This is a genomic window from Streptomyces sp. NBC_01775, assembly GCF_035917675.1.
Classification (GTDB): Bacteria; Actinomycetota; Actinomycetes; order Streptomycetales; family Streptomycetaceae; genus Streptomyces.
In genome coordinates this window covers 7,946,385-7,965,235 of record NZ_CP109104.1, presented here as the reverse complement: position 1 = coordinate 7,965,235, position 18,851 = coordinate 7,946,385, and the positions used below count along the sequence as shown (strand labels likewise).

Genomic DNA, 18,851 nt, shown 5'->3' with positions numbered 1-18,851 from the left:
CATCGCGAGACGTCAGTGGGGGACGTCGAAGGGGACGTCGGTGCGGGAATCGGTGGGCGAATCGGTGCGGGCGTCGACCGGTGTGGTGACCGGCGCGGTGAGCAGCCCCACCAGCGCGTCGGTCAGGGCGTCGGCGGCGTGCTCCCACGAGGAGTGCAGCAGCCTGGTGCCCTCGGCCAGGGCCTGCTCGTGTTCCGCGAAGGTGTGGGTGATCAGATGGCGGGCCATCGCCCCGCGCTCGGCCCGCACCTGCTGCGGCAGCGCTTCGAGGCACCGGCCGAGGCCGTCGAGGATCTCCCGGAGATGCGTTCTGACGAGCGACTCGTCGGTGATGATCGCGCGCTGCATGGGATCGGTCATGACCTGCGCCGAGAAGCGGGCGTGCCAGGACGGGACGCCGAGCGACGCCTGGTATTCCGATACGGGACGGACCAGGCAGCCGACCCAGTCCCGGATGTCACGGCTGCCGCTGACCTCTTTCAGGTACCGCTCCCTGATCCGGTCGATGCGCTCACCGTGCTTGTTCGTCATCGCGCGCACCAGGCCCGCCCTGCTGCCGAAGTGGTAGCTGACGGCGGTGACGTTGCCCTGCCCGGCCGCCTCGCCGATCTGGCGGTTCGAGACCGCCGCGAGTCCGTGCTCGGCGAAGAGCCGCTCGGCTGCGGCCATGATCGCCTCGCGGGTCCCGCTGCCCCGGCCGGCCCGGGCCGCCTTTCCGCCGCTCACCATGTCACCGGAAGTTCCCGCAGCGGGGTGGTGAGCAGCCCTTCGTGACGGCGCAGCTCTTCCGCGTCCACGGCGAGGGCGAGGGTGGGCAGCCGGCGCAGCAGCACGGCGAGCACGGCCTGCAACTCGGTGCGGGCCAGCGGCTGGCCGAGGCAGGAGTGCGGGCCGGCACCGAAGGCGAGGTGCGGGTTGGGGCTCCGGCTCAGATCCATGTCGTCCGCGGCCTCCCACGCGCTCTCGTCACGGTTGGCCGCGGCCATGCTGCACACCACGGTGGTGCCGCTGGGCACCACGCCGCCGGAGAGCTCCGTGTCCTCGTGGACGTAGCGGAGCATGCCGAAGCCGCCACCGTTCGGGTCGAACCGCAGCACCTCCTCCACGGCCGTGCGGATCAGCGCCCGGTCGGCCAGCAGCCGCTCCCAGCGCCGGCGGTCGGACAGCAGGTGCGCCGTCATCATCGCGATGAAACCGGCGGTGGTCTCATGCCCCGCGAGCAGCAGTGCCTGCCCGGTGGCCGCCAGCCCGGCCTCGGACATCGGCCTGCCCTCGGCGTCGGCGCCGTCCATGAGGAGGGTGAGGAGGTCCTCCCCCGGTTCCGCACGCCTGGCCGCGATCAAGCCCGCCATGTACTCGCCGAACTCCTGGTGCGCGGCCTCGGTCTCGGCCCGCGTGTAGCGGGTCGTGTTCAAGAACGTGTCGGACCAGCTCTTGAACTTGTCCTGGTCGCTCTCGGGCACTCCGAGCATCGTGCAGATCACGTAGACCGGCAGCGGGAACGCCAGGTGCGGCACCAGGTCAGCGGGCTGCCCGTGGTCCAGCATCGCGTCGACCAGGCGGTCGGCCATCTCCTCCATCTTCGGCCGGAGCGACGTCATCCGCTTGGCCGTGAACCACTTTCCGACCATGCGGCGCCAGCGCTCGTGGCCCTCGGCGTTGAGCGTCCTCGCCATCGGGCTGCTGAAGATGCCCTCCGAGTCACCGGCGGCGACCCGGGCCGCGTCCGGCGAGGCCAGCCCCTCGCGGCTGAGGCGCGGATCGGAGAGGGCGAGCTTCACATCCTCGTACCGGGTCAGCAGCGCGGCCTCGTCACCGCTCGGCAGCGTCACCCGCGCCACCGGGCACTTCTCCCGCAGCTCCGCCCACTCCCGAGGCGGCTCCAGCGGTACGGGGGCCGCGATCGGATAGCTCACAGGCTCCGTGCCTCGGACATCGGTCACTCGCGGCCTCCTCGGCTTCGTCGGTCGTGCCGTCTCCCGACAGTGAAGCCGCGATTCCGTTATAAGTCAATCGACTGAATTAAATCCCGCACGCCCCGTCTGCCGGACCGCCCGCCGCCCCCGGGCCGCACGCCACCCCGGGCCGCACGCCGTCCCTGGGCGCGCGCCCTCACGGACCGTCCGCGCCGGCCACGGGCCGCCCGTCGTCACCCGCCTCGGTGCGGAACTCCAGCTTTCCGTCGGCCACGTCGACCATCAGCCGGGTGTGCGGTTCGAGTTCGCCGCCCAGCAGCATGCGGGAGAGGCGGTTGTCGACCTCGCGCTGGATCGTGCGGCGCAGGGGGCGGGCTCCGTACTCGGGCTGGTATCCCTGGTGGGCGAGCCAGTCGACGGCCTCGGGGGTGAAGTCGATCGCCAGGTCCTGGGCGTGCACCCGGCGGCGGGTCTCCTCCAGCAGCATGTCGGTGATCTGCCGCAGCTGCTCGTCGTCGAGCCGGCTGAAGATGACGATCTCGTCGATCCGGTTGAGGAATTCGGGCCGGAAGTGCTCACGCAGCGGACGCAGCACCCGCTCGCGCCGGGCCTCTTCGTCGGTCCCCTCGCCACCGCCGAAGCCGACCACCGCGCCGCGCCCGGTGATGGCCTCGGAGCCGAGGTTGCTGGTCATGACGATGACGGTGTTGGTGAAGTCGACCGTACGGCCCTGCGAGTCCGTCAGCCGTCCGTCTTCGAGGACCTGCAACAGGATGTTGAAGACGTCGGCGTGTGCCTTCTCCACCTCGTCAAGCAGCAGCAGCGAGTACGGGTTGCGCCGCACCGTCTCGGTGAGCTGCCCGGCCTCGTCGTGTCCCACGTATCCGGGCGGGGCGCCGACGAGGCGGCTGACGGTGTGCCGCTCCTGGTACTCGCTCATGTCGAGCCGCACCATCCGGTCGTCGGTACCGAACAGGGCCTCGGCCAGGGCCCGGGCCAGCTCCGTCTTGCCGACGCCGGTCGGGCCGAGGAACAGGAAGCTGCCGATGGGCCGGTCCGGGCTGGAGAGGCCCGCGCGCGAGCGCAGCACGGCGTCCGCGACCGCGGTGACGGCCTCGTCCTGGCCGATGACCCGCTGCCGCAGCTGCCCCTCCAGCCCCAGCAGCCGGTCCTTCTCCTCCTGGGTGAGGTTGCTGACGGGGATACCGGTCTGCTCGGAGATGATGTCGGCGATGTCCTCGACCGTCACCTCGGCGATCCGGTGCGCCGACCGGCTCTCCTCCTCGCGCCCGTCCCGGCCGATGGCCTCCTCCAGCTCGGTGAGCCGGTCACGCAGCTGCTGGGCGCGCTCGTAGTCCTCGGCGGCCACGGCCTGGTCCTTGTCGCGGCGCACCTGCTCGGCCTCGCGCTCCAGCGCGCGGATGTCCGTGCCACGGGTGGCCGTGCGCAGCCGCACGCGGGCGCCGGCCTGGTCCAGCAGGTCGATGGACTTGTCCGGGAGATAGCGCCCGGTCAGATAGCGGTCGGCCAGCTCGACGGCCGCGACCAGGGCCTCTTCGGTGTAGCGGACCTGGTGGTGGGCCTCGTAGCGGTCGCGCAGGCCGCGCAGGATCTCCACGGCGTCCGCGACGGTGGGCTCGGGGACGAGCACGGGCTGGAAACGGCGGGCGAGCGCCGCGTCCTTCTCGATGTGCCGGCGGTGCTCGTCCAGCGTGGTGGCGCCGATGACGTGCAGCTCGCCGCGGGAGAGCGGCGGCTTGAGCATGTTGCCGGCGTCCATCGAGCCGCTCTCGCCGCCCCCGCCCGCTCCGACGACCGTGTGCAGCTCGTCGATGAAGACGATCAGCTCCTCGGTGCGGGCGCGGACCTCGTTGATGATGCTGGTGAGCCGCTCCTCGAAGTCGCCCCGGTAGCGGGTCCCGGCGACGACGCTGCCGAAGTCGAGCTGGACGACGCGTCGGCCGAGCAGGTTGTCGGGGACGTCCCCTTCGGCGATGCGCTGGGCCAGACCTTCCACGATGGCGGTCTTGCCGACGCCTGCCTCGCCGATCAGGACGGGGTTGTTCTTGCCGCGCCGCGCGAGGATCTCGATGGTCTGCTCGATCTGACGGTCACGGCCGATGACCGGGTCGATACGGCTCTCACGGGCCAGCTCGGTCAGGTCGCGGCCGTACTTGTCCAGGTTGGGTGTGCTGCTGCGGCCCGCCGCCTGGCCGCCCCGTACCGGCGCCTCGGGCCCGCCCTGACCCGTGCCGTAGCCGCCACCGGGCCCGCCGGGGCCGCCGAGTCCGCCGCCGGGGGCGGCGGAGCGGGGGTCGAAGCGGGCGGCGTCGAGGATCTGGCCGGCCATGGAGTCCCGGTTGGCGGCGAGCGCGACGAGCACGTGTTCGCTGCCGATGTAGGAGGCGCCCCGCGAGCGGGCGATGTCGCGCGCCTCCATCAGCGCCCGTTTCACGGCGGGGCTGACGGAGATGGACGTGCGCGGCTTCCCCTCCCCCACCTCGCGGTCGATCTCGGCGGCGAGCGTGTCGGGGTCGGCGCCGGCCCGCGTCACCATCGAGCGGGTCGGCTCGGAGGAGAGCGCGGCGCGCAACAGGTGTTCGGTCTCCAGGTCGCTGCTGCCGTGCTCGGCCGCGTACGAGGCCGCCTCGGAGACGAGGCGCCGGGCCGGCTCGCTCATCAGCCGGAGGAAGTCGATGTTGCGGGGGTCGCCGCGCCGTCCGCCGCCCCCGCGCTGGGCGCCGCCGCTGAGGAAGCGCGCGATGAAGTCTCCGAACGGGTCCCGGTCCCCGGGACCCATGTACTCGCTGGTCATGGAGGATCCGTCCCGCTGACCCGACCTGACCGGGCCAGGCTGTATGGGCTGTATGTAACTACTGATGCGGGGTTCCCAGGTGTGGCCGTACGACACCCCACGTCGGCGGGCATCGGCAGCGCTCCTCGGCTGAGCCGCCGGGCGGCGGGGCGGGACGCCGCCCCGCGCCCGGCCGAAGCCCTGGTGAACGGGAGCGGGACTCAGTGGGGGTGTTCCTCGGCGGCCGGGGCTCCGGCCGGGGCCGCCGCGGGGGCCGCCGACGCGGTCTCGCGGGCGAGGAAAGAGCCGAGTTCGCCGATCGTGCTCATGAGAGGGGCGGGGAAGACGACCGTGGAATTCTGGTCCACGGCGATCTCGACCAGGCTCTGGAGGTTGCGCAATTGCAACGCCAGCGGATGAGCCATCATCGTGTCGGACGCCTCCCCCAGCGAGGCCGCCGCGAGGGATTCGCCCTCCGCGTTGATGATTTTCGCCCGCTTCTCCCGCTCGGCCTCGGCCTGCCGCGCCATGGCCCGTTTCATGCTTTCCGGCAGCTGGATGTCCTTCAGCTCCACCAGCGTGACCTCGACGCCCCACTCGGATGTGACACTGTCGAGGTTTTCGCGGATATCGATATTGATGGTGTCGGTCTGGGAAAGCGTTTCGTCCAGAGGGTGCTGTCCGACCACCTTGCGCAGCGTCGTCTGGGCGATCTGGTTGATCGCGGCGGTGACGTCCGCGATCGCGAGGACCGATTTCACCGGGTCGGCCACCCGGAAGTACGCGACCGCCGAGACATCGACGCTGACGTTGTCCCGAGTGATGATGCCCTGGGACTGGATCGGCATGGTGACAATGCGCAGGGAAACGCGGTGCATCACGTCGACGACCGGAATGATGAAACGCAATCCGGGCGACCTCGACCCGCGCAGCCGGCCCAGACGCAGCATGACACCGCGCTCGTACTGCTTGACGACGCGAACCGACAGCGCGAGTGCCAGCAGCAGGACGATCACCACGACGACAACAATCAGAACAATCATGGGTGTGCCCCTGGTTGATTTCCGGTGGATCCGAACCGGACGTCACCGTACTCCGCGCCGCGAGTAAGAGGTCATTACGACGCGTCGGCAATGAACGAGCCCGCGGAGGACACAGCTCCGCGGGCTCGTATTCGGCTCCAGTACGCGACCCCCTATCGGAATGTTCGGCTACCCGGCTGTTCGGCTACTCGGCAATTCGGCTCCGGGCTTTCCGGAGGCGGCTTCCGCCGTCCGGTCGGGCCGTCCGGTCGGCCCTCCGGTCAGGCCGTCAGCGTCGCCGGGTCGCTGACCCCCGGGGCGCCGGTCTCCACGTGGCCGGCGAGGCGGCGCGACCAGGAGTCCTCGGTGTCGGAGGTCACCGACAGGTCGTACCAGCGCTTGCCGGCGCGCAGGCTCACCCGCCGCACCACACGTGCGCCCGCGCGCACCTTGTACGTCTCCTTCGCTCCGCCGTACGCGTTCGTCACCGTCAGCCGGCAGTCCGAGGTGCCCGCGTTCGTCATGGTCAGCTCGATGTCGCCGTCGGCCTTGAGATGGCGGGCCGTCACTTCCGGGCCCGCCGTCCTGCCCTGACCCTTGAAGGTGCGCAGGAAGCCGTTGGGGCCGTGGGCCGTCAGGTCGTAGCGGCCGTCCGAGTGGGCGGTGTTCCAGGTGTCGGACAGCTCCTTGCCCGCCTCGGTGGTGTACGTCCACGGACCGTCGCTCCGGTTCGCGGAGGTGACCAGGAAGAACGCGCCCGCCGACGGGCCGCCGCTGAAGGTGAGGGTGAACTCCCCCTCGGAGACCTTCGCCGCGCCGTCCACCAGCGGCGCGTACCGCAGTGGGCGGGTCGGGCGGGACCCGGACTCCTGCTTGGGCAGCACCGGGTTGGCCGGTGGCTTGGGCACGTAGCTGTCGTGGCGCTCCTTGTCCGGCGGCTCGTAGGCGTCGGTGTCCGGCAGCGAGGCCGGGTCGGTGTCCTTGAGCCCGAAGTCGAACGCCGCGGTCAGGTCGCCGCACAGGGCGCGCCGCCAGGGCGAGACGTTCGGCTCGTGCACACCGAAGCGGCGCTCCATGAAGCGGAGGATGGAGGTGTGGTCGAGCAGCTCCGAGCACACGTAGCCGCCGGTGCTCCACGGGGAGACGACGAGCATGGGGACACGCTGGCCGAGGCCGTACGGGCCTGGCGCGTAGCCGGTCACGCCGCCCCGGTAGTAGTCGGACTCGGTGTCGAGGGTGGAACGCCCCTGAGCCGCGGAGGCCGGGGGGTAGGGCGGGACGATGTGGTCGAAGTAGCCGTCGTTCTCGTCGTAGGTGATGAACAGCGCGGTCCTGGACCAGACCTCCGGGTTGGAGGTGAGGGCGTCCAGGACCTGGGAGATGTACCAGGCGCCGTAGTTGGCGGGGAAGTTCGGGTGCTCGGAGAAGGCCTCCGGGGCCGCGATCCAGGAGATCTGCGGGAGCTTGCCGGCCTTCACGTCGGCCTTGAGGACGTCGAAGAAACCGTCACCCTGTTTCGCGTTGGTGCCGGTGCGGGCCTTGTCGTAGAGCGGGTCGCCGGGCTTGGACTGCTGGTATTCGGTGAACCAGAGGAGCGAGTTGTCGCCGTAGTTGCCCCGGTAGGCGTCCTCGATCCAGCCCCAGCCGCCGTCCTTGTCCAGGCCGTCGCCGATGTCCTGGTAGATCTTCCAGGAGACGTTGGCCTGCTCCAGCCGCTCGGGGTAGGTCGTCCAGCCGTATCCGGCTTCCTCGTTGCCGAGGACGGGGCCGCCGCCCTTGCCGTCGTTGCCTGCGTAGCCCGACCACATGTAGTAGCGGTTGGGGTCGGTCGCGCCGATCATCGAGCAGTGGTAGGCGTCGCAGATGGTGAAGGTGTCGGCGAGCGCGTAGTGGAACGGGATGTCCTCCCGGGTCAGATACGCCATCGTGCCCGTGCCCTTGGCCGGGATCCACTGGTCGTACTTCCCGTCGTGCCACGCCTGGTGCCCGCCCGCCCAGTCGTGGTTGAGGCCCGCGATGAACTGCATGCCCAGGTTGTCGGCGTCGGGGTGGTAGGGCAGCACGTCCTTGCCGCCGTCGGACTGCTGCCAGACCGTCTTCTTCCCCGTCGGCGACGCCGGGCGCGGGTCACCGAAGCCTCGGACGCCCTTGAGGGCACCGAAGTAGTGGTCGAAGGACCGGTTCTCCTGCATGAGTACGACGATGTGCTCGACGTCCTCGATGGTGCCGGAGCGGCGTGCGGCGGGGATCGCGGCGGCGCGCTGGATGCTGCTGGACAGCGCGGAGAAGCCCGCGGTCGCACCGGCTATCTGGAGGAACCGGCGACGGTTGAGTTCTGGCATAAGTCTGGTGACCTCGCAGGTGTGTACGGAAACATCGACGTCAGCGCAGTTTGCCAGGAAGAACGCGGACCAGTGAAGGCCACCTGTATGAACAAGTTCGCAACGGGCGGGGAAGGGAGGACCCGCACACCGTCTGCTCGTTCACTCCAGGACCAGGCCTCGGACTCCGCAGGTCTCCTCAGACGCGGCTGCCTCCGGAGGCGAGCGGCCGTTCGAGTGCCTCGCCCTCCCGGCGCGTGCCCGGTCGGCCGGGGCGCCGGGCCGGGGGATGGCACCCTGGCGGTTGCCGGACGAGCGGAGGCGCGCGGACATCCCCCGACAGGGCGCGTTCCGGCAGGTAGCGGCGCTCCCGTCGCCCCGGCCCGGCCCCGGCCTCACCCCCGCGCCCCACCGCACCGCACCTCACCTCACCTCACCGGACGAAAGGTCAGGCACCAGGTCATGCGCTTCCGCGACCGCCGGCAGGCCGGCCAGGATCTCGCCGCCCGACTGGAGGAGTGGGCCGCCCGAACGGACGTCGTCGACCCGCTCGTCCTGGCTCTGCCCCGCGGTGGCGTGCCCGTGGCGGTCCCGGTCGCCCAGGTCCTCCACGCTCCCCTGGACGTGCTGGTCGTCCGGAAGATCGGGGTGCCCGGCCGGCCGGAAGCCGGGATCGGCGCGATCGCCGGCGAGGACCCGCCGTTGTTCGACCAGCAGGCGCTGGAGGTGCTGGGCCTGAGCGAGGACCGGCTCGCCGCCGACGTGAGCCGCGAACGCGCCGAACTGCGCCGCCGCGAAGAGCGCTACCGGCGAGGCCGTCCCGCGCCCGCCGTCAAAGACCGCTCCGTGATCCTCGTCGACGACGGCCTGGCCACCGGCGCGACCGCCCGCGCCGCCCTGCGCCACCTGCGCCGCCAGGAACCCGCCCGGCTGGTCCTGGCCGTACCCGTCGCCGCCGCCGACACGGTCGCCCGGCTGCGCGCGGAAGCCGACGACCTCCTGTGCCTCCACCAGCCGGCCGGCTTCCGCGCGGTGGGCGAGTGGTACGAGAATTTCGAACAGGTCGAGGACGACGAGGTCATCGCAACCCTCCACGGCGGCCCCGGCTCCTCGTGAATTCGCGCCTGGCACCAACGCCTTGCACTCGCGCCTTGAGCCCGCGCCCCCGCGGGCCCGGTCGACGTACCGGCATCCCGAGCGGGAGGCTCCTCGCCGTCCCTGGAACGAGTGGAGAACACGGCTGAGGACGCGCGGCCCTCACCCCCGCGACGGCGTGCCGCGCGCTTCGTCCGCGCCCTCCACCGCCTCCGTTCCGTCCGCTCCCTCCGACCGCGCCTCCATGGCCCGTTCGTAGGCCTCGCGCAGCAGGTCGGAGGCGCGGGGGCGGTCGGGGGCGGGGCGGGGGACCCCGAGGTGCGCCTCGCGCAGTTCGTCCATGAGATCGGCCCACAGGGGCGGGCCGCCCTCTTCGAGCAGCCGCGCGCGCACGCTCAGCTCGGGGGTCGTCTCGCGGTGCCGCAGCCCCCAGGAGGCGAGCGCGACCATGACGGGGACCGTCTGTATACCTGCCTCGGTGAGGCTGTACGTCGCCCGCCGGCCGCGCCCCGCTTCCTCCTTCGTGAGGAGGCCGCCCGCGACGAGGGACTTGAGGCGGCTGCTGAGGATGTTCGACGCGATCCCCTCCTCGGAGTTGACGAGCAGGTCGCGGAAGCGCCGTCGTCCGCCGAAGACGACGTCACGCAGGACGATCAGGCTCCACCGGTCTCCGAGGGATTCCACCGCCGCGTTGATCGGACACCCCGACCGCGCCTCGTTCCGCATGCCTTCTCCTAGTGATTGCACTTCGCAATCACCTAGCCTACATTCAGTCGCGCAAGTGATGGCAAAATGCAATCACTCTCTCCTCGGAGGGAGGCTGGAGGTCACGATGTCCCTGGTACGGGTCCACAACTTCGCCGTGTCGCTCGACGGCTTCAGCACCGGTGAGGAACAGAGCCACGAGTCACCGTTCGGCCACGCGGGCCACCGGCTCCTCGACTGGTTCATGGCGACCCGGAGCTTCCACGAGATGCACGGGAAGAGCGGCGGCAGCACCGGCGTCGACGACGCCCTGGCCCTCACCTGGGGCCACCACATCGGCGCGGAGATCATGGGGCGCAACAAGTTCGGCCCCCAGCGCGGCCCGTGGGAGGACCACGAGTGGACGGGATGGTGGGGCCCGAACCCGGTGTTCCATACGCCCGTGTTCGTGCTGACGCATCACCCTCGCCCCTCCGTCGAGATGGAGGGCGGCACCACGTTCCACTTCATCGACGCCACCCCGCAAGAGGCGCTGCGCCAGGCGCGGGAGGCCGCCGGCGGCCGGGACGTACGCATCGGCGGCGGCCCGACCACGGTGCGCGCGTTCCTGGCCGCCGACCTGGTCGACCACATGCACATCGCCGTCGTCCCGATCGTCCTGGGCCGCGGCGAGCGGCTGTGGGACGGCCTGGAGGGCATCGAGGAGCGCTTTCAGGTCGAGTCCGTGACATCCCCCAGCGGCGTCACACACATGACCTTCACGAGGCGGCCGTAGCGCCACGGCCCTCTGGCGCGCTGACCGTCCGGCGCCTCGGCCCCGCCCGCTCCCACGCACTGCCGGTCGTCAGATCCCGTCCGACGACGACGCCTCCCCACACTGCCCCTCCCCTCCGCAGCCGGGGCACAGCACATGTCCCGGCCGCAGCGTCTCCGGAGTCGCCGAAGGATCGGGGCGGCAGCGCGGCACGTCTTCGTGCAGGGCCAGAGCGGGGGTGCGGCCCTGGTACGTCACCTCGTCCCGTCGGCGCGAAACGGAGACCGAGAGCTGAGCGCCATCACGGACACCGGTGACGACACCCCGGATCGGCAGGCGGGGCTGGGGGACCTCCCGTGCGGTCTCCCGGCCGTCGGCGGTCAGAAGTCTCGCCGCGCGGGCGAAGATCGCGGGGCTGTACACCTTGCGCGGGGGCCGCGTGTCCCGGGCGTGGACGCGGTGGCGGATCGTATGGAGGTAGGTGGTGGGCTCGGTGCCGGTGTCCATGAAGGGGGCGCCGGGTACGGCGAATTCGGGCACCTGGCCGGGTGTGAGCCGTCCGGCCAAGGAGCGCAGATGCGCGCATACGGTCTCCGCCTCCCGCTGGAGCCGGTCCCGAGCCCCGGGAATCTCCGCCATGGTCACCCTCCCCCGCCTGGTGCGTCCCTCACCTGGTACGTCCCCGCAGTGTGACGGCGAGGACCGGGCCGCGCACGCGGATACCGGGACCGGGCGCTCGGATACGCGGGGTCCGAGCCGACGGAGCAGGTGCGGCCATGCCGAGGCCAGGTCCGGGGGGGGCGTCGCCCTCCGCGGGCTCCAGACGCCGGCCCCGGGTGGCCCCTCGCCCGGCTCCTCTCCGGCCTCGGCCACATGGCCCCGGCCCTCGAAGGGTGAGACGGGCCCAGCCGCTCCTTGGGCACCGGCGCGGAGCTCTCCATGCCGGTTTGTATTCTCGGCAGCGCCATTCCGACGACGCGGCACCGGGAGAGGAACCACCATGACCACCGAGCTCAGCCCCGACAACGCCCTGGCCGGGCCCCTTGAGCGAGCCCGTCAGGACTACCAGGACCTCGCCGGGCGCGGGCTCTCGCTCAACCTCACCCGTGGCAAGCCCGCGCCCGAGCAGCTCGACCTCTCCGAGGAGCTGCTGAGCCTGCCCGGCGAGCGGCACATATCCGCCGACGGAACGGACGTCCGTAACTACGGCGGCCTCCAGGGCCTGCCGGAGCTGCGGGAGATCTTCGCCGGGTTGCTCCAGGTCCCGGCCGCGCAGCTGCTCGCGGCCGGGAACTCCAGCCTTGAGCTGATGCACGACTGCCTGGTGCATGCCCTCCTGAGCGTGCTCCCGGGCGCCGGGTCGCGCTGGGTGGACCAGGAGCGGATCGCGTTCCTGTGCCCGGTGCCCGGCTACGACCGGCACTTCGCGCTGTGCGAGCGGTTCGGGATCGAGATGATCCCGGTGCCGATGACCGCAGAGGGCCCGGACATGGACGCCGTCGAGCGGCTCGTCGCCGAGGACCCGGCGGTCAAGGGCATCTGGTGCGTACCGAAGTACAGCAACCCGGACGGCGTCTCCTACAGCGACGCGACCGTGGCCCGGCTCGCCGCGATGAGCACCGCTGCGCCCGATTTCCGGATCTTCTGGGACAACGCCTACGCCGTCCACCACCTCACCGACGAGCCCGTCGAGATCGCCGACCTGCTCGCGGCCTGCGCCGAGGCGGGCAACCCGGACCGCGTCTTCGTGTTCGGCTCCACCTCGAAGATCACCACGGCGGGCGCCGGCGTCGCCTTCTTCGGCTCGTCACCGGCGAACGTGCAGTGGCTGCTCGGCAACAACGTCAAGCGCTCGATCGGCCCCGACAAGGTCAATCAGCTGCGGCACGTGCTGTTCCTGCGGGACGCCGACGGGGTGCGGGCCCACATGGAGCGCCAGCGCGCCCTGCTCCAGCCCAAGTTCGAGACGGTGGCGCGGATCCTGGACGCCGAGCTGGGCGGCACCGGGCTCGCGACCTGGACCTCGCCCAAGGGCGGCTACTTCGTGACCCTCGAGGTGCCGGACGGCTGCGCCGAGGACGTCGTACGCCGCGCCGCCGAGGCGGGCATCGTGCTGACCCCCGCCGGGGCCACCCACCCCTACGCCGACGACCCGCGCGACGCGGTCATCCGCATCGCCCCCACCTACCCGAGCCTCGCCGAGCTGGAGCAGGCGATCCACGGCCTCGCCGTCTGCGTCCGGCTCGTGGGATACGAACAGCGGGCCCGGGCAGTGGCCTGAGCGCGGCGAATCGCCGCCCCCGACCCCGCCTGGTGAACGGGCGCCCCGGGCCGGGTGCGCAGCCGGGGGCATTCACGGATGTGCGCACCAGGGCCAGGGGCTCCCGCCCCGTCTACGGGCGCAGGTGCGTCTTCGCCCACTCCTCGAATCCGGTCAGCGGGACGCCGTACGCCTGTGCGTGCGCGGGGCGGGCGGGCTGACCGACCACGTTCAGCCACTCGTGCCCGCCGGTCAGGTCGAGCGTTCCGGCGACACGCGCCTCGTCCGCCGTCATCGACGGTGCGCTCAGCTCCACGCCCAGCGCGTGGGAGAGGACTTCGGTGATACGGGTCATCGGCAGGCATTCGCCCGCCAGTTCAAGCTCGACCCCGTCGAACCGCTCCGGGTCGGCGAAGGCCGCGGCAGCCGCCGCGCCGATGTCCGCGACCGCGATGAGGGAGATTTCGGTGCCCGGCTTGAGGACCGTGACCAGGCCTCCCTCCGGCCCGTGCGGGAGCAGGAGGGACGGGGAGAGGAAGTTCTCCATGAAGAAGGCCGGCTTGAGGAGCGTCCAGTGCCGGAAGCCCGCCTCGCGGACGCGGTCCTGGATCGCGGCCTTGCTCTCGTAGTAGTGCTCCATCGCCACCCAGCGGCCCTCCGCCCAGCCGGGTGCCGCCTGGTGCTGCCCGGCGCCGGAGACGGAGGTGTGCACGAACTGGCCGACGCCGGCGTCCCGCGCCGCGTCGATCAGATTGCGCGCCTGGACCCACTCGGAGTCGCCCTGGAGGTTGTTCAGGTCGGGCATCTGTACGGAGAAGACGGCGCGTGCGCCATCGGCCGCGCGCCGTACCGAGTCGGGTTCGTACAGATCGCCGGTGACCAGCTGGGCGCCGAGCGCGGCAACGGCCTGGGCTCGGTCGGTGGCCGGGTCGCGGACCAGGGCCCGTACGGGCACCCCCGCCGCGAGCAGGGCGCGGGCGGTGGCACTGCCCTGCCGGCCGGTGGCGCCGGTGACCAGGACGGGTGCGGAAGCTGCGGACATGGTGCTCCTCCTCAAATGGCGCGCGCCGAACGGGGCGTGCGCGCGCCGATACATGGCGTGCGCCCATTAAACGGCGGGGCCCGCCACTTACTGCTCCGGTACGATACGGAGGGCCCCGCCACTTAGCAACCTCGGAGGTGACGCCATGCCCGCGCAGCGTGCGGACGCCCGGCGCAACTACGCGCGCATCCTCGCCGTGGCCGAGGAGGAGGTCGCGGCACACGGCGCCGACGCCTCCTTGGAACAGATCGCCCGCACGGCGGGGGTCGGCTCGGCCACCGTGCGCCGCCACTTCCCCAGTCGGAGTGCGCTGCTGGAGGCCGTCTTCCGCGAGCGCATCGAAACGCTGTGCGCCCACGCCCGCGAGCTGGAGGGGGCGGAGGACCCGCGGGCCGCGCTCCTGGAATGGCTGAGAGCGCTCACCGTGTACGCGGCCTGCGCGCGAGGCCTGGCCGTCTGCCTGACCCAGGACTCCCTGGCGGACGAGCACGACATGAACGCCTGCTCCACCAGGCTCGACGAGGCGGGTACCGCACTGCTGCGCCGCGCCGCCGACGCGGGCGCGGTGACCCCCGACGTCACCATCTCCGACCTGCTCACCCTGATCGCCGGCCTGGTCCTGGCCACGGAACACCACCCGGACCCGTCCACGGAGGCCGACCGGCTGCTGCGCCTGACAGTGGCGGGGATCAGCCCACGGCAGTGAGGGGCCCGCCCTCAGCCGCCTTCCCCCGCAACCCCGTTCAGCTCCGCGAGGGCCTCAGACGGTAGCCGGACGCTGCCCGCCGCCAGGTTCTCGGAGAGGTGGGACGGGTTGGCGGTGCCGGGGATCAGCAGGGTGCCGGCGTAGTGCGCCAGCAGCCAGGCGAGGGCCACCTGGGCGGGGGTGGCGTCCAGGGTGGCGGCGATCCTCTTCGCCGCGGCCTCGTTGGAGGGCGGGCGAGAGCAGTTGGCCCGCATGCTCGACCTGCTGATGGACGCCGTCCGCCGCCCGGGGCCGTGAGCGGGGGCGCTCCGCGCCCGCCCCGAGCCGGACCCGGCAGCCGCTTGCCCTCGGCGGGTTCGCCGAACAGCCATCGCCTGGTCAGCGCCGTATCTTCGGGTGGAGAAGTCTCTCCACCCGGCCTGCCGGAGGGCTGTGGCCGGTCGAGGTCACAGCAGGCCGCCGGTGTGGTTGCGCGCCGCGGCGAGGTGCTGCCAGGAGTGGTCGGAGGTGGCGAAGGCGGGCGGGTCGACGGCTTTGATCAGGTCGGCGACGCGGTGGGCCAGCGGACGCCGGGGGCAGAACACCCGCCAGGGGCCCGGCTGCCCGCCCGCGTGCGGGTCCCACCGTTCCCATTCGGTGCGTATCCGCTTGTACGTCCAGCAGGCGTAGAGCAGGGCAGACAGATCCTGGTGGAGATAGCGGGCCGGGCTGCCCTCGTCGTACCAGTCGGGCAGCTCCACCCGCCCGGTGGTGCCGTCGAGCGCGACGGCCAGGTCCAGCGCCCACCAGCCGACAGCGAGGAAGTCCCGCTGGGAGCCGCGCCGGGTGTACGGGAGCACCGCGGTCCGGGCGGCTCCGGTCGCCGGGTTCGCCTGCTCGGGGAAGCAGTCGAGGTGGACCTCGGCCATGGTGTCCAGGGGGCCGTCCTGGAGGGCGAAGAGGTCGGCGTCGTAGGGCAGTCCGACCTCGGTGAGCAGACGGCGCGTGGGGCCGTGGGTGAGGCTGCGGGGAAGCTCCCAGTCCTCGAACCGGCGCACCCGGCCGTCCTCGGCGGCCTCCGCGACCAGGCCGGGCTCCAGGGCGTAGGCGAGTTCGCCGGGGCCGCCGGGGCGGGCGGCCCAGTGCAGGGTCCGCAGCAGCAGCGCCGTGCTCCAGTGAGCAGCCGCGCCTCCCCGGCCTGCGCCTTCATCGGATCCGTCTCCCACCGATCCGCTCTCGGATCCGCTCCCGTCTCCGCCTCCCACGGCTGCGCCCGCACCGGGCGCGCCCGCACGGGACGCCGGGCCACGGGCGTAGACCTCCGGGTCGATACGTCGCAGCCGTCCTTCGGCGTCGCTCCGCACTTCGGCCAGGACGGCCAGCCCCCGCCGCTCCTCCCCCACCGGCTCCTGGCGGGGGGAGCGGGAGACCGCCTCGATCTCCTGTGCCATTTTTGCCAGTTGGGGGAGGCTGGAGGCGATGAGGTCGTGGCGCGCCTCGTCGCCTTCCCCTGCCACCAGAAGCACGGTGCCCCTCGCCCCGTCGAGCACCAGGCGCGCGTCGTCCTGCGCGGACTCTCCGAGAACGAGCATGCGGGCTCCCGCGCCGCGGGTGGCCGGCGTCCCGCATCGCCCGTCGCGGATGCCGGTGAATTCCAGCTCGGCCGCCGCCAGGGGCAGGCCTTCCTCCACCAGGAACCGTCGGCTCGGCTCATGGGTCAGCCCTTCCGGCAACGCCCCGGGATCGAGCCGTCGCGCCCGCGCTTCCCCCTCCGCACCCGGATGACCGGCACGTGGAACAGCAGTCATGAAGTGGGCAACCTTTCTTATTCGGCTACGGATACGCTCACGGCTTCGGCTTCGGCAGCCACGACGGCTTCAGAGCTCGGGGTGCCAGACGGCAGCACCGCTCGCACCGCACCGCGCGCGCCCGAACACCACGTCGGGGAAGTGGAGTCCGAAGCCGAGCGTGTCGGTACGCGTCAGCTCGTTGACAAGCCGTCTGCGGTGATCGGCGGCCTGGCCCGGATCGCGGTCGGGCGGGGCCGGCCATTCCGGGTGCCGGATCTGCAACGGCGAGTGCAGCAGGTCGCCGAACGCGATCAGACGCTGTCCGCCGGAGCTGACGGTGTAGCCGGCGTGCCCGGCGGTGTGCCCCGGCAGGGACGTGACCCGTACGCCGGGAAAGATCTCCTCACCGGCGCGCACCAGCCGCAGCCGGGGCGCGAGCCGGTCGAGCAGCGCGGGAGTGACCTCACGCCCGGCCACCGCCCCGCCCGCGTCCCCACGACGGCGGCCGTTCCACTCCGCCGCGGGGACGAAGAACGTCGCGGCGGTGAACGCCTGCGGCTGCCGGCAGGCCCAGCCCACATGGTCGGTGTGGAGGTGGGTGAAGGCCACGGCTTCGATCTCCGCCGGGTCGCGGCCGAGCCGGGCCAGGTTGTCCAGGAGAGCGCCACCGTGGATGGCGCCGGTCAGCGGGTGGTCCGGTTCCTCGGGTACGTAGGTGGGGCCGAAGCCGGTGTCGATCAGCAGCGCCCGCTCGCCGCGCTCCACCAGGAGCCCGCCGATACCGGCGACCAGATGGCCGGTGTCGTTGAGGTGGTCGGCGTACTCGGCCCAGTGCCGCTCCGTCGCGGACGGCAGCCAGCCGCGCGGACGCAGCTGCACCACTCCGTCGGGCACGTAGCTGACCCTCGTCGCGCCCAGGTGGAGGGAGCTGACGGCGGACGGTCTGCGCAGCCGTGCCCCGTCATGGTCGACCGTCTCGTTCACGTCTCTGCTCCCCTTGTGCGGCGTCAGCCACCAAGGTCGGGGACCGGCCGCGCGGCAACAAGAACGACGTGTGCAAGGATCCATCCGCTGGGCTAATGATCCGAGGTGGGGCAATGGAACGACAGGAAATGGAGATCTTCCTCGCGCTGGCCGAGGAGTTGCATTTCGGCCGCACGGCGGAGCGGGTGGGAGTGTCCCAGGGGCGCGTCAGCCAGACGATCGCCCGCCTGGAGCGGCGCATCGGCGCCCGGCTGTTCGACCGCACCAGCCGCAGGGTCGCGCTGACCGCCATCGGCGAGCGGCTCAACGTGGGCATCGCTCCGGCGTACCGGACCATCCAGGAGGAGATCGCGCGGGCGACAGCAGCCGCCCGGGGGATCACCGGCACCCTGCGCATCGGCTTCTCCGCGCCGTTCACCGGGCATCTGCTGCTGAGGGTGGCGGAGGAGTTCTGCGAGATCCACCCGGAGGTACGGGTCGAGGTGCAGGCCCTGCCGCTGTCCGACCCGTTCGGCGGGCTGCGTGGCGAGGAGATCGACTTCCAGGTGACGGAAACCCCGGTGCGGGAGCCGGACATCACCACCGGCCCGGTGCTGGTCTCCCAGCCCCGGATGCTGTTCGTCCCCGCGTCGCACCACCTCGCCGACCGAAGCTCCGTCAGCCTGGAGGACCTCGGCGGGACGACGATGCTCACGGTCGGCGGCCCGGTGCCCGACTACTGGATCGACTACCACGTGCCCCGGCAGACGCCCTCGGGCCGGCCCATACCGCGAGGTCAGGCCATCATGCACTGGGAGGACGCGCTGGCCCTCGTCCGCATGGGCAAGGGCGTGGTCCCCGTGGCGGAGGCAGGCGCCCGCGAGCACGCCCGCCGCGGCCTCACCGCCGTACCCTTCAGGGACGCGGCGCCCTTCGAGTACGCGGCCCTATGGCTCACCCACCGCGAGAACCCTCTCGCCCACGCTTTCGTGGCCATGGCCCACCACTTCACCACGAAAGCCGGCGGCCCTTCCCGCGTGGACGCCGCTCTCCAGTGAGCGGGCGTCGGCGCCTGAAACGGTCTCCGGCCGGTCAAGGGCCGGGCGCCCAGCCGCCCCTGCGTATCAGCCCTGTGCCCTTGTCCAGGTCGATGCCCGTGCGAGGCGGGGCGCCGTCGTGTTCGTTGTCCTGCAAGGTCATGTCCACCCTGCGCTGTTCCAGCTGTATGTGCTTGTTGCCGTTCCACATCGTGTGCAGCTCCTCGGTGATGGAGGCGCCCACGCCCACCCCTCCGGCGGCCGAGGCACGGCCGGCCAGGCGACGGCGCAGCCATGCCGGGTGCCCCGAGCTGAGCACCGGCTGCCGCGCCGCGGTCCGGCGTCCACTACCGGCTCACCGCGCTGGGCCTCTCGCTGGAGCAGCCCCTCGCCATGGTGCGGGCGTGGGCGGAGGAGCACATGTCGGAGATCGACCACAACAATCAGCTCAGCCGGGAGGCGGAGAG

At 71.9% G+C, this 18,851-nt stretch carries 17 protein-coding genes; 5 read left to right on the top strand and 12 right to left on the bottom strand.

Annotation, left to right across the window (positions count from 1 at the left end; genetic code table 11):
- Positions 1 to 12: 12 nt before the first annotated feature.
- The 5 genes from OHB04_RS35185 to OHB04_RS35165 form a co-directional block, all read right to left on the bottom strand.
- Positions 13 to 729, bottom strand: coding sequence for a TetR/AcrR family transcriptional regulator (locus tag OHB04_RS35185; RefSeq protein ID WP_326691683.1), 717 nt, complete (start codon positions 727 to 729; stop codon positions 13 to 15).
- Entirely contained in the window at positions 723 to 1,943 is a 1,221-nt protein-coding gene (locus OHB04_RS35180; protein WP_326691682.1) for a cytochrome P450, read from the bottom strand. The genes OHB04_RS35185 and OHB04_RS35180 overlap by 7 nt, the downstream gene beginning before the upstream one ends.
- A 169-nt stretch (positions 1,944 to 2,112) precedes the next feature.
- A complete protein-coding gene (locus tag OHB04_RS35175; RefSeq protein WP_326691681.1) occupies positions 2,113 to 4,731 on the bottom strand; it encodes an ATP-dependent Clp protease ATP-binding subunit in 2,619 nt (872 codons plus the stop codon).
- A gap of 200 nt (positions 4,732 to 4,931) precedes the next feature.
- Complete coding sequence (locus OHB04_RS35170; protein WP_326691680.1) at positions 4,932 to 5,753, bottom strand: slipin family protein; 822 nt, start codon at positions 5,751 to 5,753, stop codon at positions 4,932 to 4,934.
- A 260-nt stretch (positions 5,754 to 6,013) separates the two neighbouring features.
- Positions 6,014 to 8,074 (bottom strand): phosphocholine-specific phospholipase C, encoded by a 2,061-nt coding sequence (locus tag OHB04_RS35165; protein WP_326691679.1) that lies wholly within the window; start codon positions 8,072 to 8,074, stop codon positions 6,014 to 6,016.
- Positions 8,075 to 8,515: 441 nt separating this feature from the next.
- Between OHB04_RS35165 and OHB04_RS35160 the strand changes: the two genes are divergently transcribed.
- Positions 8,516 to 9,169 (top strand): phosphoribosyltransferase, encoded by a 654-nt coding sequence (locus tag OHB04_RS35160; RefSeq protein ID WP_326691678.1) that lies wholly within the window; start codon positions 8,516 to 8,518, stop codon positions 9,167 to 9,169.
- Positions 9,170 to 9,310: 141 nt separating this feature from the next.
- On the opposite strand, the gene OHB04_RS35155 is transcribed toward OHB04_RS35160, so the two are convergent.
- Positions 9,311 to 9,874 carry a winged helix-turn-helix transcriptional regulator gene (locus OHB04_RS35155; protein ID WP_326691677.1) on the bottom strand — a complete coding sequence of 188 codons (564 nt, stop codon included), beginning with the start codon at positions 9,872 to 9,874 and terminating at the stop codon, positions 9,311 to 9,313.
- Positions 9,875 to 9,980: 106 nt separating this feature from the next.
- Here OHB04_RS35155 and OHB04_RS35150 point away from each other — a divergent pair, with 106 nt between their 5' ends.
- The gene (locus OHB04_RS35150) at positions 9,981 to 10,628 is read left to right on the top strand and encodes a dihydrofolate reductase family protein (RefSeq protein ID WP_326809040.1); all 648 of its coding nucleotides are present in this window, start codon (positions 9,981 to 9,983) and stop codon (positions 10,626 to 10,628) included.
- A gap of 69 nt (positions 10,629 to 10,697) precedes the next feature.
- Here OHB04_RS35150 and OHB04_RS35145 read toward each other — a convergent pair whose 3' ends face one another.
- Complete coding sequence (locus tag OHB04_RS35145; protein WP_326809039.1) at positions 10,698 to 11,246, bottom strand: hypothetical protein; 549 nt, start codon at positions 11,244 to 11,246, stop codon at positions 10,698 to 10,700.
- Positions 11,247 to 11,607: 361 nt separating this feature from the next.
- On the opposite strand from OHB04_RS35145, the gene OHB04_RS35140 reads away from it, so the two are divergent.
- Positions 11,608 to 12,888 carry an aminotransferase class I/II-fold pyridoxal phosphate-dependent enzyme gene (locus OHB04_RS35140; RefSeq protein ID WP_326809038.1) on the top strand — a complete coding sequence of 427 codons (1,281 nt, stop codon included), beginning with the start codon at positions 11,608 to 11,610 and terminating at the stop codon, positions 12,886 to 12,888.
- A gap of 112 nt (positions 12,889 to 13,000) precedes the next feature.
- On the opposite strand, the gene OHB04_RS35135 is transcribed toward OHB04_RS35140, so the two are convergent.
- Positions 13,001 to 13,909, bottom strand: coding sequence for an NmrA family NAD(P)-binding protein (locus OHB04_RS35135; protein ID WP_326809037.1), 909 nt, complete (start codon positions 13,907 to 13,909; stop codon positions 13,001 to 13,003).
- A gap of 145 nt (positions 13,910 to 14,054) precedes the next feature.
- Between OHB04_RS35135 and OHB04_RS35130 the strand changes: the two genes are divergently transcribed.
- A complete protein-coding gene (locus OHB04_RS35130) occupies positions 14,055 to 14,615 on the top strand; it encodes a TetR/AcrR family transcriptional regulator (RefSeq protein WP_326809036.1) in 561 nt (186 codons plus the stop codon).
- 11 nt (positions 14,616 to 14,626) lie between these two features.
- Here OHB04_RS35130 and OHB04_RS35125 read toward each other — a convergent pair whose 3' ends face one another.
- The 3 genes from OHB04_RS35125 to OHB04_RS35115 form a co-directional block, all read right to left on the bottom strand.
- Complete coding sequence (locus tag OHB04_RS35125) at positions 14,627 to 14,869, bottom strand: aldo/keto reductase (RefSeq protein ID WP_326691671.1); 243 nt, start codon at positions 14,867 to 14,869, stop codon at positions 14,627 to 14,629.
- Between the two features lie 192 nt (positions 14,870 to 15,061).
- Positions 15,062 to 16,402: an SUKH-4 family immunity protein gene (locus OHB04_RS35120; RefSeq protein ID WP_326809035.1), complete on the bottom strand. Its 1,341-nt coding sequence runs from the start codon at positions 16,400 to 16,402 to the stop codon at positions 15,062 to 15,064.
- A 69-nt stretch (positions 16,403 to 16,471) separates the two neighbouring features.
- On the bottom strand, positions 16,472 to 17,368 hold the full coding sequence (locus tag OHB04_RS35115) for an MBL fold metallo-hydrolase (RefSeq protein ID WP_326809034.1): 897 nt from the start codon (positions 17,366 to 17,368) through the stop codon (positions 16,472 to 16,474).
- 113 nt (positions 17,369 to 17,481) lie between these two features.
- Between OHB04_RS35115 and OHB04_RS35110 the strand changes: the two genes are divergently transcribed.
- Positions 17,482 to 18,405 carry a LysR family transcriptional regulator gene (locus OHB04_RS35110; protein ID WP_326691668.1) on the top strand — a complete coding sequence of 308 codons (924 nt, stop codon included), beginning with the start codon at positions 17,482 to 17,484 and terminating at the stop codon, positions 18,403 to 18,405.
- Between the two features lie 34 nt (positions 18,406 to 18,439).
- On the opposite strand, the gene OHB04_RS35105 is transcribed toward OHB04_RS35110, so the two are convergent.
- Positions 18,440 to 18,628: a DUF6191 domain-containing protein gene (locus OHB04_RS35105; protein WP_326809033.1), complete on the bottom strand. Its 189-nt coding sequence runs from the start codon at positions 18,626 to 18,628 to the stop codon at positions 18,440 to 18,442.
- Between the last annotated feature and the right edge of the window lie 223 nt (positions 18,629 to 18,851).

Coding starts and splice junctions, on each gene's coding strand:
- OHB04_RS35185 (WP_326691683.1), bottom strand. CDS start 729: ATGGTGAGCGGCGGAAAGGCGGCCCGGGCCGGCCGGGGCAGCGGGACC.
- OHB04_RS35175 (WP_326691681.1), bottom strand. CDS start 4,731: ATGACCAGCGAGTACATGGGTCCCGGGGACCGGGACCCGTTCGGAGAC.
- OHB04_RS35170 (WP_326691680.1), bottom strand. CDS start 5,753: ATGATTGTTCTGATTGTTGTCGTCGTGGTGATCGTCCTGCTGCTGGCA.
- OHB04_RS35165 (WP_326691679.1), bottom strand. CDS start 8,074: ATGCCAGAACTCAACCGTCGCCGGTTCCTCCAGATAGCCGGTGCGACC.
- OHB04_RS35160 (WP_326691678.1), top strand. CDS start 8,516: ATGCGCTTCCGCGACCGCCGGCAGGCCGGCCAGGATCTCGCCGCCCGA.
- OHB04_RS35155 (WP_326691677.1), bottom strand. CDS start 9,874: ATGCGGAACGAGGCGCGGTCGGGGTGTCCGATCAACGCGGCGGTGGAA.
- OHB04_RS35150 (WP_326809040.1), top strand. CDS start 9,981: ATGTCCCTGGTACGGGTCCACAACTTCGCCGTGTCGCTCGACGGCTTC.
- OHB04_RS35145 (WP_326809039.1), bottom strand. CDS start 11,246: ATGGCGGAGATTCCCGGGGCTCGGGACCGGCTCCAGCGGGAGGCGGAG.
- OHB04_RS35140 (WP_326809038.1), top strand. CDS start 11,608: ATGACCACCGAGCTCAGCCCCGACAACGCCCTGGCCGGGCCCCTTGAG.
- OHB04_RS35135 (WP_326809037.1), bottom strand. CDS start 13,909: ATGTCCGCAGCTTCCGCACCCGTCCTGGTCACCGGCGCCACCGGCCGG.
- OHB04_RS35130 (WP_326809036.1), top strand. CDS start 14,055: ATGCCCGCGCAGCGTGCGGACGCCCGGCGCAACTACGCGCGCATCCTC.
- OHB04_RS35125 (WP_326691671.1), bottom strand. CDS start 14,869: ATGCGGGCCAACTGCTCTCGCCCGCCCTCCAACGAGGCCGCGGCGAAG.
- OHB04_RS35120 (WP_326809035.1), bottom strand. CDS start 16,402: ATGACTGCTGTTCCACGTGCCGGTCATCCGGGTGCGGAGGGGGAAGCG.
- OHB04_RS35110 (WP_326691668.1), top strand. CDS start 17,482: ATGGAACGACAGGAAATGGAGATCTTCCTCGCGCTGGCCGAGGAGTTG.